This window comes from Gordonia sp. 852002-50395_SCH5434458, from assembly GCF_001665905.1.
GTDB lineage: Bacteria > Actinomycetota > Actinomycetes > Mycobacteriales > Mycobacteriaceae > Gordonia > Gordonia jacobaea.
On the sequence record NZ_LZTC01000045.1, the window covers coordinates 1 to 14503 of the forward strand.

General features: G+C 65.6%; 12 protein-coding genes. 4 read left to right on the forward strand and 8 right to left on the reverse strand.

Annotated elements, in window-relative coordinates; all coding sequences use genetic code 11:
• Positions 1-207 precede the first annotated feature (207 nt).
• From A5785_RS10695 to A5785_RS10720, 6 genes are all read right to left on the reverse strand, one after another.
• Positions 208-1065, reverse strand: a complete 858-nt coding sequence (locus tag A5785_RS10695; RefSeq protein WP_064866359.1) for an alpha/beta fold hydrolase — start codon at positions 1063-1065, stop codon at positions 208-210.
• 48 nt (positions 1066-1113) lie between these two features.
• Positions 1114-2070, reverse strand: coding sequence for a R2-like ligand-binding oxidase (locus tag A5785_RS10700; RefSeq protein ID WP_064866361.1), 957 nt, complete (start codon positions 2068-2070; stop codon positions 1114-1116).
• A gap of 93 nt (positions 2071-2163) precedes the next feature.
• Positions 2164-4341, reverse strand: coding sequence for an MMPL family transporter (locus A5785_RS10705; RefSeq protein WP_064866363.1), 2178 nt, complete (start codon positions 4339-4341; stop codon positions 2164-2166).
• A 59-nt stretch (positions 4342-4400) separates the two neighbouring features.
• Positions 4401-4946, reverse strand: a complete 546-nt coding sequence (locus tag A5785_RS10710; RefSeq protein ID WP_049700343.1) for a potassium channel family protein — start codon at positions 4944-4946, stop codon at positions 4401-4403.
• On the reverse strand, positions 4921-6915 hold the full coding sequence (locus tag A5785_RS10715; protein ID WP_064866365.1) for a M13 family metallopeptidase: 1995 nt from the start codon (positions 6913-6915) through the stop codon (positions 4921-4923). The genes A5785_RS10710 and A5785_RS10715 overlap by 26 nt, the downstream gene beginning before the upstream one ends.
• A gap of 32 nt (positions 6916-6947) precedes the next feature.
• On the reverse strand, positions 6948-7715 hold the full coding sequence (locus tag A5785_RS10720) for a pirin family protein (RefSeq protein ID WP_064866367.1): 768 nt from the start codon (positions 7713-7715) through the stop codon (positions 6948-6950).
• Positions 7716-8012: 297 nt separating this feature from the next.
• Here A5785_RS10720 and A5785_RS10725 point away from each other — a divergent pair, with 297 nt between their 5' ends.
• Entirely contained in the window at positions 8013-9665 is a 1653-nt protein-coding gene (locus A5785_RS10725; protein WP_082937791.1) for an NTF2-like N-terminal transpeptidase domain-containing protein, read from the forward strand.
• Here the strand turns inward: A5785_RS10725 and A5785_RS10730 are convergent.
• Positions 9641-10084 (reverse strand): DUF3054 domain-containing protein, encoded by a 444-nt coding sequence (locus A5785_RS10730; RefSeq protein WP_064866369.1) that lies wholly within the window; start codon positions 10082-10084, stop codon positions 9641-9643. The two genes, A5785_RS10725 and A5785_RS10730, sit on opposite strands and share 25 nt — an antisense overlap.
• A gap of 61 nt (positions 10085-10145) precedes the next feature.
• The gene (locus A5785_RS10735; protein ID WP_049700347.1) at positions 10146-11279 is read right to left on the reverse strand and encodes a lysylphosphatidylglycerol synthase transmembrane domain-containing protein; all 1134 of its coding nucleotides are present in this window, start codon (positions 11277-11279) and stop codon (positions 10146-10148) included.
• Positions 11280-11313: 34 nt separating this feature from the next.
• Here A5785_RS10735 and A5785_RS10740 point away from each other — a divergent pair, with 34 nt between their 5' ends.
• From A5785_RS10740 to A5785_RS10750, 3 genes are read left to right on the forward strand one after another with little or no spacing between them, the layout of a single operon-like run.
• Positions 11314-12702, forward strand: a complete 1389-nt coding sequence (locus tag A5785_RS10740) for an AI-2E family transporter (RefSeq protein WP_231894036.1) — start codon at positions 11314-11316, stop codon at positions 12700-12702.
• Positions 12699-13832 carry a MacS family sensor histidine kinase gene (macS, locus tag A5785_RS10745; RefSeq protein WP_064866371.1) on the forward strand — a complete coding sequence of 378 codons (1134 nt, stop codon included), beginning with the start codon at positions 12699-12701 and terminating at the stop codon, positions 13830-13832. The genes A5785_RS10740 and macS overlap by 4 nt, the downstream gene beginning before the upstream one ends.
• Positions 13829-14497, forward strand: a complete 669-nt coding sequence (locus A5785_RS10750; protein WP_064866373.1) for a response regulator — start codon at positions 13829-13831, stop codon at positions 14495-14497. Before macS ends, A5785_RS10750 begins: the two co-directional genes overlap by 4 nt.
• Positions 14498-14503 lie beyond the last annotated feature (6 nt).

Here is a 14503-nt window from a genome sequence, read left to right on the forward strand (position 1 = left end):
ATGCGATCGTCGGCAGCGTCAGATGTGTATAAGAGACAGGAGTTGGGGCTGGGGTGGGGTGGTTTCGACTTCGGTGCTCGCAAGCTCGCGCCGGCTCAACCAGCGGAATAGGCGCACTCAACCAGCGGGGCGGGTCGCGCTCAACCAGCGGATAGGGCGCGCTCGACCAGCGGGGTGGGTCGCGCTCAACCAGCGGACACAGGCGCGTCAGCGCGCGAGGAACGCGGCGACCGTCGACTCGAATGCCTCTTTGGCCTCGATCATCACCCAGTGTCCGCAGCGGGGAAAGACGTGCAGCTCGGCGTCGGGGATGAGACGCATGGGGGCGAGGGCCATGTCGGGTGGGCTCACGCGGTCGTCGCGGCCCCAGGTGAGCAGTGTGGGGCAGGAGATCTTGTGCATCATGGCCCAGTAGGGCGGGACGTCGGAGGTTGCGAGGAATTGCTGTTGCATCTCGAACGATGCCGAGCCGTACATCGCGCGGCCGGTGGCGAGCGCTTCGGGATTCATCGCAGCCTCCCACCGCTCGGAGATTAGCTGCTCGGTGACGAGGTCCTTGTCGTAGACCATCGCGCGGAGCCAGCGGATCAGCTTGTCGCGGTCGGGATCGTCGGCGAACTCTTGGAGTAGTCGCAGTCCCTCACTTGGGCTCGGGCTGAACAGGTTTGGCCCGACGCCACCGATGGTGACGAGCTTCTCGACGCGGTCGGGTTTGCGAATTGCGAGATTGACTCCGACGACGCCACCCATCGAGTTGCCGATCATCGGTGCGGCGGCGATCCCGAGCGCGTCCATGAACGCGAGCACGGACTTGCCTGCGGTGAGCACCGGCATGCCCTCCCACGGGTCGCTGACGCCGAAGCCGGGGAACTCCAGAACGAAGCAGTGGTGTGTCTCCGCGAAGACCCCGAGGTTGCCGCGATAGTTGCGCCAACCCGTCACGCCGGGGCCGGAGCCGTGAAGCAGGATCAGCGGCGGCGCGTCGGGGTCGCCCGCTTCGTGATAGCGCAGCACGCCGTTGGCGGTGCTCAGTTCGCGTTTGGTCTCGTCGTAGGTGACATCCACACGATCAGACTAGAACGTGTTCTAGTTTCTTGTCACGAGTTGGGGTGCTCAGGTGCCCAGGGATTCGGCGTCCTCCTCGCCGAAGCGCTCTTCGAGCAGTTCGGGCGAGACGTCGAGGTCGATCTCCTCGACGGGGCGGCCGCGCGCCGATTCGATGGCGCTGAGTCGACGCTGCGCGCGGTCGGCGGCGTACGAGAGGAACTCGGAGTTGTCGATTCCGAACGGCGGCTCGTCGAACTGCGCGTTGACCCACTCGATCATCCCGAGCGCGAGCGGCATCAGTTCGCCCATCCGAACGCCGACCGCCTCCCACAGACTGTCGTCGGCCGCGACATGGCGACGGCACGTGAAGGTGCCCCACGCCATGTGGCGACGCTCGTCGTCGCCGATGAACTTGATGATTCGTTGCATGCCGGGCAGGATTCCGCGCCTGGTGCAGATCCGCTGCCAGGCGTAGTAACCGGTCAGAGCGAGTGAGCCCTCGATGACGTGGTTGTAGGTGACGCTGGCGCGGATCTGGTTGAGCGGCGATGGATCGTTGTCGAGGCGGTGAAGTGATTCGGGAAGTTCTTCGTAGAAGAGCTGTCGGTAGTAGGGGTTGTCGGCGACGTAGGGGTTCAGGTCGTCGGTGAGGCCGATTGCGTCCATCCAGAGGCGGAATACCTCAGTGTGCTTGGCCTCTTCGAAGCAGAACTGCGACAGGTACATCTCGTCGCCGAACCGTCCCTCGGCGGCCATCGCCTTCATGAACGGCTGGATGTCTTGGGTCACCGCCTCCTCGCCCGCGACGAACTGCGCGACGAGAAACGTTGCGCTGCGCTGTTGTTCGGCGTCGAGCTCGTACCAGTCGGCGGCGTCTCGGGACATGTCGATGGCAGTGGGGTCCCAGAACCGAGCGTTGCCCTTCACGAAGAGACGCAGCGGCAGGGATTGCCAGTTGAGGCCGCCGCGACGCAGTGACGCGAAATCCTGACGCGCGATGGATGGGCGGTCGGCGAGCGTCATGGCGCGCCGATCAACGATCGTTCGGAACTCATATGCTGACGTTAGCGCCGCGATCGAACCAGACCGGTTGGATTGCGCGAACTCTCAGGTTACTCACGCGTCACTTGCGTCGCCGTTCGCGAGTGCGTTCTCGCTCCGGGGTGACCCCTTCTGGATGGTCTCACCCTGGGTGGTCTCGCCCTGTGCGGTCTCACTCTTGCGCGACAGCGCGCTCGGCCACCAGATTCGTCGCCCGATGTCGATCGACAGCGCGGGCACGAGCAACGTGCGCACGATGAGCGTGTCGATCAGGACGCCGAACGCCACGAGGAACGCCACCTGGGCGAGGAACAGCAGCGGGATCACGGCAAGCGACGCGAACGTCGCGGCGAGCACGACACCTGCCGAGGTGATCACGCCGCCGGTCGCGGTCAGCCCGCGGATCACACCCTGGCGCGTGCCATGAGTCTTCGATTCCTCGCGTACGCGTGTCATCAGGAAGATGTTGTAGTCGATGCCCAGCGCGACAAGGAACACGAACGCGAACAACGGCACGACGGGGTCTGCGCCCGGAAAACCGAACGGTCCGTTGAAAAGCAACGCCGCGACGCCGAGCGTCGTCGCGAACGACAGCACAGTGGTGCCGAGCAGGATGACCGGCGCAACGATGCTGCGTAGCAGCAGGATCAACACCGCGAGCACCACGAGCAGGACGATCGGGATGATCAGATTGCGGTCGTGTTCGGCGGTGGTGCGAGTGTCGAGGTCGGTGGCCGTCGTTCCGCCCACGACAGCGTTCGCGTTGTCGATCGGATGGACACGCTCGCGTATCCGCACGACGGTGTCCTGCGCTGCGAGCGAGTCGGCGTTGTCGGTCAGCGTCGCCTCGATGGCCACGCGGTTGTCGCGGACCACCGGTGTCTGGCCCGCGGTGTAGACCTGTGCCTGCGCGACGCCGTCGACGCTCTTCACGGCGTCGAGAGCCGCCGGGGCCTGCGGGGCGTCGACGATGATCCACGTCGGTGAGCCGCTGCCCGCGTCGAAGTGGCGCGCCTGGACGTCGGCGCCCTCGACGGACTCGACGGTGCCGAGGAAGAAGTCGGTCTGGGCGATGCCGTCGGAGCGGAACATCGGGGCGAACGCGGCACCGATGAGCAGCACGATCAGGGTGGATGCCCAGATGGCTCGCGGCTTGGCAGCGACCTTTTCGGCGATCCTGTGCCAGAAGCGATGCGTCGAGGTCTCGGTGCCCGACTCGGCGAGGTGGGGTCGGACGGGCCAGAATGCGGTTCGGCCGAGGAGCGCGAGAACCGCGGGCAGGAAGGTCATCGACGCCAGGAATGAGGCCACGATGCCGATCGCGGCAACCGGGCCGAGGCTGCGATTGGAGTTGAGGTCGGAGAACAGCAGGCACAGCACTCCGAGGATCACCGTGCCGGCCGACGCCGCGACCGGCTCGATCGTCGCTCGCCACGCAACCTTGATCGCCTGATACTTGTCTGCTGTCTGAGTCAGCTCCTCACGGAAGCGAGACACCAGGAGGAGTGCGTAGTCGGTTGCGGCGCCGAACACGAGGATGAACAGAATGCCCTGGCTCTGACCGTTGAGCTCGAAAACGCCCTGCTTGGTCAAGAAGTAGATGGCACCGGACGCGAGTCCGAGCGCGAAGACCGCCGAGATGATGACGACAAACGGGAGGATGGGACTGCGGTAGACGATGACGAGAATGACGATCACCACCGCGCCCGCGACGAGCAGCAGTAGGCCGTCGATACCCGCGAAGGCCTCGCCGAGGTCGGCGACCTGCCCGGCAGGACCGGTGACGTAGATGCTCAGCCCGTTGGGCGGATTCGCCAGGAGATCGCGGAGCTTCTCGACGGTGTCGGCGGGCTCACCCGCCGTCGAGATCGGCACGATGAGTTCGGCTGCCTTGCCGTCGGCGGAGCGGATCGCCGGTGAGAATGCCTTCCCGAATCCCTCGGTCCCGGCGAGCGGCGTGATGGTGTCGGTCAGATAGGTCGCGTCGGCGTCGGTGAATCCCGACGAACGTTCGGCGACAACGATCGCGGGGATGTAGCTGGTGTCCTGAAACTTCGCGAGTTCGTCGTTGACGCGGGTCGACTCGGCCGAGGCCGGCAGGAACGCGGTGTTGTCGTTGGTCGAGACCGACGCGAGCTTGCCCGCGAACGGTCCGGTGAACGAGCCGACGACGATCCAGGCGAGAATGCCGAGTGCCGGGATGAGCCAGCGGAGACGGGAGGTCGACGACGCGGTCCGCTGCGGGGTGGCCATGCCGTCTATCTTGGCACGCTGCCCGAAATGCCTGGCTGAGTCAGGGGTCCCTGCGCTGCTCAGTCGGACGAGCGCTTCGACGAGACGAGCAGCGTGACAAGGCGGATGCCGAGGCCGATCAGGGCGAAGCTGCTCGCCATCTGGATCGACACGAAGATGCGCGCTGGTTGCGACGCCGCCGCGATGTCGCCGAAGCCGGTGGTCGTGAACACCGTCAGGCTGAAGTAGAGCGCGTCGACTCGCGTGAGTCGGAGATTGAAGCTGTCGGTGCCGTACTCGGAGAGCAGGAAGTACGTGGTGGCGAAGGCGACGATATAGAACGTCGCGAGTGCTGCGATCATCTCGACGGCTGTGGCGACCGGATACGGCGACCGGATGAAATGTCGAATCTCCCAGCCGCAGAACGCGGTCAGCAGCAGTGCCCCCACGACAAGGCCGATGAACTTGGCGTCGTTGTCCTGGTTGATCGGCAGCAGGAAATAGCCGACGAGCAACACCAACCCCGCGAGCGCCGGACGCAGAAGTGCGCTCGCGAGGCGTGGGCCACTGATCGCCGAGTTGCCGCCGGAACTCGGAGACTTACCAGATGCGGACACGGTCCACATCGGGCAGGAACAACTCGTCGCCCTCGGCGACGTCGAACGCGTCGTAGAAGGCGTCGATGTTGCGAACCACACCGTTGCAACGGAATTCGGGCGGGGAGTGGGGATCGATGGAGAGTCGACGGATCGCTTCGGCGTCGCGGGTCTTGGTGCGCCAGATCTGCGCCCAGCTGTAGAACACACGCTGGATGCCGGTCAATTCGTCGATGACCGGGGGCTCGGTGCCCTCGGTGGCGAGGCGGTAGGCGACGAGTGCGATCGACAGTCCGCCGAGGTCGCCGATGTTCTCACCGATGGTGAACTCGCCGTTGACCTTGTACTTGTCGTCGAGTCCCTCGGGGGTGAACTCGCCGTACTGCTCGATCAATGCCTTTGTGCGCTTGGAGAATTCGGTGCGGTCGGCATCGCTCCACCAGTCGACGAGATTGCCGTCGCCGTCGTACTTGGCGCCCTGGTCGTCGAATCCGTGTCCGATCTCGTGGCCGATCACCGCGCCGATCCCGCCGTAGTTGGCGGCGTCGTCAGCGTCGGGATCGAAGAACGGCGGCTGCAGAATCGCTGCGGGAAAAACGATCTCGTTCATGCCGGGGTTGTAGTAGGCGTTCACCGTCTGCGGCGTCATGAACCACTCGTCACGGTCGACGGGCGAGCCGATCTTCGAGAACTCGCGCTCGTTCTCGAATGATGCTGCGCGCGCGTAGTTTCCGATGAGATCGCCACGATCGACCGACAGTGCGCTGTAATCGCGCCACTGCGCGGGGTAGCCGATCTTGGGGGTGAACTTCTCGAGCTTGACCAACGCGCGCTCACGGGTCGACGGCGTCATCCAGGGGAGGTCGGAGATGTTCTGGCGGTACGCCGCAACGAGGTTGGCGATGAGCTCGTCCATCCGGGCCTTGGCCTCGGGTGGGAAGTGCTCCTCGACGTAGAGCTTACCGACGGCGAATCCCATTGCGCCCTCGACGAATCCGACGCCGCGCTTCCAGCGGTCGCGGATGGTCTCGGCTCCGGTGAGGGTGCGGCCGTAGAAAGCGAAGTTCTCGTCGACGAACTCCGACGACAGGTACGACGCGGCCGAATGCAGCAGCCGCCAGGTCAGCCACGTCTTCCAGTGCTCGAGTGGCGACTCGGCGAACAGGGTGGTGACGTCGTCGATGAACGACGGCTGACTGACCACGACCTCCGCGAAGGTGACGTCTCCGACGGTACCGAGGCCGCCGAACCACTCGTGGAGGTTGAAACCCGAAGCGAGCGAATCGAACTCGCCGAGCGTGAAGAGGTTGTAGGTGAGGTCGGCGTCGCGTCGTCGAACCACGTCCCAGTGATGGCCCGCGATGGCGGTCTCGAGGTTGAGGACGGTGGTCGCGCGCTGGTCGGCGTCGCCGTAGCCTGCGAGCGCGAACATTCGCGAGACGTGATCGCGGTATGCCTCACGGGTTTCCGCGTGGTTGTCGTCGCGGTAGTACGACTCGTCGGGCAGTCCGAGACCCGATTGCACCACGTGCACCAGGTATCGATCGGATTGCTTGGCGTCGGTGTCGACGTAGAAACCGAAGAGTCCGCCGACGCCGTGGCGCTGTAGGCGACCGATGCGGCCGGAGAGTTCGTCGGTCGACGCGACCGCTTCGATGGCTTCGATCTCACCGCGGATCGGACCGATCCCGAGTGCCTCGATGTGGTCGGTGTCCATGAACGACCCGAAGAGATCGCCGATCTTCTGGGCGTCGGAGCCGCTCGGCGGATCGGCCTTGGCGCATGCGGTGATGATGTCGCGGACGTTCTCCTCCGCGCGGTCACGCAACACGTGGAACGCTCCGTCGACGGAACGGTCGTCGGGGATCTCGTGGGTGTCGAGCCACTTGCCGTTGACGTGGGCGAACAGGTCGTCCTGAACGCGGACGGCGTCGTCGACCCACTCGAGGTCGATGCCGGAGGGAAGGGAATCGGTCTTCGAAGCAGTCACGGCATCCATCCTGTCACGCCGCCCGGCTACCTTCAGTTGAGTTACGGCTCTCCGAGTGCTTTGTCCATGGCCCAGATCAGAATCTCGGCGGGTCCATCTCCCGCGTCCGTGCGCAGCGTGGCCCCGGAGGTGTCGACGCCGCGCGCAGCGTCGCCTGCTGCGAGGGTGATCTCGGCGGCCTGATCTGTTGTGGACAGCACGGCCCGGCCGTCGACGACGAGGACATGGGTGAACCGGGCGTCGGGGATGCCGACAGAGGCGCCCGGTGCGATACGGACGGCGAAAAGCGTCGCGGCGCGGTTGCTGATCGTGATCGCGGCATCGACCGATGGGTCGCCCGACGCCACGGCGACGAGATCGCCCCCGGCGAGTGCTGCGGAGATGTCGCGCTGCTCGTACGACGGCGTGATGCCGTACTCGTCGGGTACCAGCCACATCTGTATGTAGTGGACCGGTTCGGAACCCGATTCGTGCAGGTCAGGCCACGGATCGTTGCGTTCGGTGTGGTCGATGCCGGAGCCGGCGCTCATTCGTTGGGCGAGACCGGGATAGACGACGCCGGTGTGACCAGCGGAGTCCGTGTGCACCAACGTGCCGGAGACCACCCAGGTGACGATTTCGGAATCCGAATGATGGTGGGCATCGAATCCATGTCCGGGTAGTAAAACTTCTTCATTGCATGCAATGAGAAGTCCATGATGGGTGTTTGATGGATCGTAATGATCGCCGAATGAGAACGAGTGACGGGAGGTCAACCAATCGGTCGACGTCACCTCCCGGACTTCGGCCCGGAGCACCGTGAAGACCATGACCCATTATGGGCATCGGCTCTGACGCGGAGTTCAGGCCGCCACCGCGCTGCAGCAGAGGTTGACTCCGGCGTGGCTGAGGGTTCAGACCTCCTCGTCGACTCCGGTCCGCGAGACGATGATTCCGACGGCGAGAAGCTCATCGACCCGGCCACCGCGAAGTCCCTGGCCGACGCCCCCGATCGCACGGCCGACCGTGAGACCGACGGGGGCCGAGACGAGATCGTGACTAGTCCGAGTTCCGACCGCAAGCAGGTTGATGGTGTTACTCGTGTGACTAAAGTGAAGAATGGGACTATGAAGTATTGCTTGCGGTGGGTAGCTCTTGTTGCCTGCGTAGTCCTCGTCGGTGCCGGTGGTTTCGTCACCTGGCGAATGGTCACGAGCGGTCCAGACACCGGTGCCGCGGCGGCGGTCAGCGAGTTCGCCAGCGCACTGAGCAGGAAAGACGCCACCGCAGCAGCGTCGTTCACCACCGCCCCCGGACAGGCGGCGGATGCCCTGACGCAGACCGTTACCGCGATGAACCCTCAATCGATCGACGTCGACGTCGACAAGCCGGAGGAGTACAGCGACGGCACCGCGTCGTTCAATCTGAAGACCACCTGGCGGTGGGACAAGGACCGCTCGTTCGAGTCGGCGACGTCGGGTACTGCTCGACACCTGAGTTCCGGCTGGAAGATCACGTGGGATCCCGCTCTTCTGGCCCAGGGGTTGCCCGTCGGCGGCAACCTCCGTGAGATCCGGACCGATGCGCGGCCGGCCCCGACGGTCAACAGCGTGTCCGGCAAGCCGTTCATGGTGTTGGCGCCGGTCAACGAGATCATTCTCGACCCGGCCAAGACCAAGGATCTGCAAGCGTCGGTGCGCGCCCTCTCGCGGACGCTGGCGCCGATCGCGCCGCTGATCACACCCGAGGTGATCAACGCGAAGCTCGCGGCGACACCGGACAAGCCGATCGTCGCGGTGACCCTGCGCGATCCCGACATGGGTGTGATGACCAGCGATCCTGCTGCGGTTCCCGGAGTCTCGGTGAACAAGACCGGCATGCTCGTCATGGCCGACCGTCGACTCTCGTCGCCCCTGGAACCGGCACTGACCAACTACTGGCAGGCGATCCGCGACGCGACGGCCGGATGGCAGGTCCAGATGGTCGGCCCCGGTCTCGCGCCGCGCAAGCTCGCGGGTGAGCAGGGGCCTCCCGGTCCCGACGTGGCGACGTCGATCAACCAGCAGGTGCAGTTGACCCTCGGTGACGCGGCCGTCGAGGTCGGGCAACCCGCGACCATCATGGCGCTCGACGCCGGGTCGGGCCGGATTCTCGGGCTTGCGCAGAACGACTACGCGGCCGAGCGCGGCAACAGCGTCGACCAGGCGTATCCGGTCGGCGCGACACTCGATCCCGTCTTCTCGGCCGTCGACAAGGCCACGTCGCAGAAGCAGTCGTCGAACAAGGAGTCGTCGGACACGGCGCTCGACAGGCTGGGGCTCGGCGTCACCTTCACGGTTCCCGGTGCGTCGACGCCGACGACGCCGAAGCCAGGCGTCGCGACCATCGACTATCGACCACAGTCGGCGACGGCGACCATGCTGAACATGGCTGCGCTCGGTGTGTCGATGGCACGCGCTGATGCGGGGGATCAGAGCTCGGTTGCTCCCGCAGTCATCTCGGGAGCGCCGACCAAGGTCGACGGAGGTTCGCTCGGCGCGATCGACAAGTCGGTGAGCGCACCGATCCTCGCGGCCATGACGACAACGGCCAAGACCGGCGACGCCAGTGACCTGACCCGTGCGCCCGGCCTGAAAGCGCTGGTCGGCACCAACGGACCGCAGGGTCCGGGCTGGTTCGTCGGCATCCAGGGCGGCAAGGTCATCGTGATCTACACCGAGGGTGAGAAGTCGGGGACCGCTGCGCTACAGGTCGCTCAGAAGTACTTCCGCATCGCGTAGGCGACGACCGCGCGCCAGCCGAGCATGAACAGGCCGAGCGCGATGGTCGCGACGATGATGAAGCTCAGAGCGACGCCCTGGTGCAGCAGGTAGCGCAGCACCATGCCGATCGCGACGGTGCAGATCCAGATCATCAGACCTGACGGGATGATGCGGGCAGGTCGGAAGTCGCTGCCGAACCATTCACTCGACCGGACGTGCGCATAGACGTAGGCAATCGACCAGCCCGCGGCGGTGGCGACCAGGAACGGCCACAGGGTCTGCAGCACTCCGATCAGCGCGAAGCCGTCGTGGTGATTCGCCCTGCCGATCAGTACGAACACGACGACGGCGACGGCGTCGCAGAGCGCTGCCGCGGCCAGCGGAAACGTCGTCGAGTGCCGACTGCTGGTCGGATCGCTCACGTCAGACTTCGACATGGGTATCCACGGTAGCGCCACCCACCGTCGACGACGTGCTGCGGGTCGCGGGGTGGGGCTTTCATGAGGGGGGCGGCTCGGGCCCCAACTCCTTCTGCCCGGGATTCGCGGCCGGGTCGAAATCGCCCGACTCGACGTCGCGATCGATCTCCTCGCCGATCGAATCGTCGGTTCGGATACGCGACCGGAACAGGAAGAACACGACGATCCACCCGATCAAGGCGATGAACACATAGCTGATGATGCGGTAGACGAGCACCGCTGTCAGCGCGTCGGCGGCAGGCATCCCCGCACTGGTCAGCGCCGGGACGAGCACGGCGTCGACCACACCGATGCCTCCGGGGAGCAGCGGGATGGCGGTACCGACCGCCTTGCCCGCCGCGTAGGCGACCATCAGGCCGGAGATGCTCGGATGAGCCCCGACCGCCCAGCACGCGAACATCAGACATGCGACGTCGGCGATCCAGTTGAACAAGCTCCACGCGAAGGCGACGCTGGTGTCGCGGCGCGTGAGCTGGACGGCCCGCAGCTGTTCGAGTGTCTCCAGCAGCCGCGCCACCCCGTGATCGGCCGGCTTGCTGCGTACCTGGTTGATCCAGCCGAGTACGCGTTCGCCTGTCGACTGCAACGACTCCGGATGGCTGGCGAGGTACTGCAGCACGACAGCCACCGCGATGAATCCGACCGCGGAGAAGACCACCGAGAACGGGCTGGTCTTGGCGCCCGCGAGCAGTGCGCCACCGAAGCCGAGCACTGCGAGTCCCACACCCGCGAGCAGTCCGGACATGACGACCTGCCACGACGCGATGACGGGAGTGGCACCCCACTTTCGGGTCTCGCGGTAGGTAAAGGCAGGCGCGAGCACCTGACCGCCCGGCAGCGTCTGGCTGACCGAGTTCGCGGCGAGCACCACCGACAGCGACTTCCACTCGGACACACGGACACCCGCCGAGCGCAGCAGCGCTCGCTGTACCTGCGCGAAGCTGTCCATCGAGAGCAATGCGGCGACGATGCACGCGACGAGCCACACCCAATCGAGATCACCGATTCGGTGCGCGGCCTCTTCGAGTTTCGGCCAGATCAGCACGATCTCGACCGCCAGGACGACCACCACGACCGCCACCAGCACCCACCGAACCCACCAGAAGCGTGAGCGCGTGGCGGTGCGGTGGACCGCCGGTGTATCCGACGTCATACGGCCAAGGGTAACGACAGCTAGTGTGACTTCCGTGGACCATGCCGCTCGAACGAACGACGGATATCCCGAAGATGCAGAAGCGGGTGCGTCGGGCAGGTCGCTGGCCGAGCTCGACCGATCCAAGGTCCACCCGTTTGTCCGTGCCACAGCCGAGTGGGTCTGGCGGCTCCTGCTGATCCTCCTCGCCATCTACGTCCTCGGGCGTCTGTTCCTGCAATTCGACGAGGTACTCGTTCCGGTTGCGCTGGCGATTCTGGTGTCGGCATTCCTTGTGCCGGGCGTCGACTGGCTCGATCGGAAGGGTCTGCCGCGCTCGCTCGCCGTCGTCGTGATGATGCTGGTCGCGCTTGGTGTCGTTGCGACCGTCCTGACGTTTGTCGGCCGAGCGTTTGTCCACGGATTCCCCGCACTGACCGCCGAGATCACGGTCACCATCGACCGCACCCGGGAGTGGTTGGTCGACGGCCCACTCGACGTCGACGAATCGCAGGTGCGCAACCTCGGGTCGAACATCATCAACCTGATGGAGCACAACCAGGCCAAACTCGCCGGTGGTGCCGTCGCCACGGCAACGACGGCGACCGAACTGGTCACCGGCGCGTTGCTGATGGTCTTCCTGACGATCTTCTTCCTCTACGGCGGCGGTCAGATCTGGGAGTTCTGCTGCCGACTCGTACCTCGCAATACCCGAGGTCGGGTCGCTGCCGCGGGAGTCGCGGGCTTCGGCACCCTTGTCGGCTACGTGCGTGCGACGGTGATCGTCGCCCTCGTCGACGCCGTATGTATCGGCATCGGGCTGGCGATCCTGCGCGTTCCGCTGGCCCTGCCGCTGGCAACGGTGATCTTCCTGTTCTCGTTCATACCGATCGTCGGCGCACTGATCAGTGGTTCGCTCGCCGTCGTGATCGCGCTGGTCACGCAGGGCTGGCTGACCGCCGTGATCGTATTGGCCATCCTCGTCGGCGTGATGCAGCTCGAAGGCCATGTGCTGCAACCGTTCCTGCTCGGCAGGTCGGTGCGATTGCATCCCGTCGCGGTGATCCTCGCAATCGCCGCGGGCATCGTCGGGGCGGGGATCATCGGCGGCCTGTTCGCCGTACCGATCATCGCGTTCGCGAATACCGCCGTGCGATATCTCGCGGGCCACCGCAACCTGCCGATCTCGAGTGGTGAGGGTTCGTATCACTACGCCGAACCCGACGAACCTCATTGGGACAACCGAGATCTCGATGCCGCGACCGCCTCGGCGGGCGTCGCGGTCGAGGAGGGCGTCGGTGTCTCGAAAGCCGACGCCGAGGCCGACGTCGAGCGAGGGCTCGACGGTGATGGTGCTCGCGTGGACGACACGGGAGACACGGCAACCGACGACACAGCGCCCGGTGACACCACGCCCGCGAAGGACCCCGACGAGACGTCATGAGAAGTGATCCGGTCACGCCGCTCTGGCGCGGCGCGCAGGTGCTGCGACTGTTGTCGTACCTCTACGCGCTCGGCTTCCGGATCGCGATCGACGACGATCTGCTGCACCCGGGTGTGACGTGGGTGTTGTTCGGATTGCTCACCGCGTGGACCGTGGCCTGCGGCATCGCGTATTACGTTGGCTTCGGCCGCAATTGGTATTGGGTCGGCGCAGAATTGGTGATCGCCTGCGCACTCATGCTGTCGACATCGTATGTGGCCAGCGAATCATGGGCGCTGAACAATCAGACATGGCCGACGACGCTGTGGGCCACCAACTCGGTGATCTCGGCGGCACTGCTCGGCGGGCCGATCGTCGGCCTCGTTGCAGGTCTGGTCGTCGGCGGCACAAGCGCTTTCGTCAAGGGCTGGCTCGACCTCAACTTCGGCCGCAACGCGACGATCCTCGTGATGATGGCGTCTGGCGTCGCGGTGGGACTCGCCGCGGTCAACGCCCGTCGGGCGCAGGCGGAGTTGGCCGCTGCTGCGCGTGTCGCGGCGGCTGCGACCGAACGCGAGAGACTGTCCCGCGAGGTGCATGACGGTGTGCTTCAGGTACTTTCGTTCATCTCCAAACGTGGGCGTGAGATAGGCGGTCCGACAGCGCAACTCGCCGACCTCGCGGCAACTCAGGAGGTCGCCTTGCGTCGCCTGATCTCCGATGTCGACGTCGGCGGTGAATCGACGTGTGGGACTGCGGATCTGACCGCGCTGCTGCGCGCTGCCGGTGGTGACGTCGCCGCGGTGAGCGCGCCCGCGGACCCGGTGATCATCGACGCGACGACGGCACGCGAGATCAGCGCTGCGGTGATCAACGCACTCGACAACGTCACACATCACGCGGGTGCGGGGGCGCGGGCCTACGTACTCCTCGAAGACCTCGACGACACCGTGGTCGTGAGTGTCCGCGACGACGGTGTGGGTATCGCGGCGGGACGGCTCGACGAGGCGCGTCGCGCCGGCAGGCTCGGCGTCGCGCAGTCCATCGTCGCGAGAATCGAATCGCTCGGTGGCACAGCGATACTCGACTCCGACGAGGGAATAGGCACGGAGTGGGAACTGACGGTACCGGTGACGCGGGAGAAGAAATGAGCGATACGCAAGATGCCAGCCGACTGCGGGTGATGGTTGTCGACGACCACCCGATGTGGCGGGACGGGGTGGCGCGCGATCTCTCCGACGCGGGGTTCGAGATCGTGGCGACCGCCGATTCGTCCGGCGCGGCGGGGCGTCGTGCCGGTGCGGTGCGACCCGACGTCGTGCTCATGGACATGCAACTGCCCGACGGCAACGGGGCGGAGGCCACCGCGGCGGTCCTCGAGGTGTCGCCGAAGACGCGGGTGTTGGTCTTGTCGGCGTCTGACGAGCGCGACGACGTCCTCGACGCCGTAAAGGCCGGCGCGAGTGGCTATCTGGTCAAGAGTGCGTCGAAGGAGGAACTGATCGACGCGGTGCGGGCGACCGCTGCCGGCCAGGCGGTCTTCACACCGGGACTCGCGGGTCTCGTGCTCGGTGAATTCCGGCGCATGTCGTCAGAACCCGACCGTGCGCCACAGACCCCGGTGCTCACCGAGCGTGAAACCGAGGTGCTGCGCTACGTCGCAAAGGGCATGAGCGCCAAGCAGATTGCCCGGAAGCTGACCTTGAGCCACCGGACCGTCGAGAATCACGTGCAGTCGACGTTGCGCAAACTACAGCTCGGCAACCGTGTCGAACTCGCGCGGTACGCGATCGAGCACGGGATCGACGACGAGTGAGCTGAC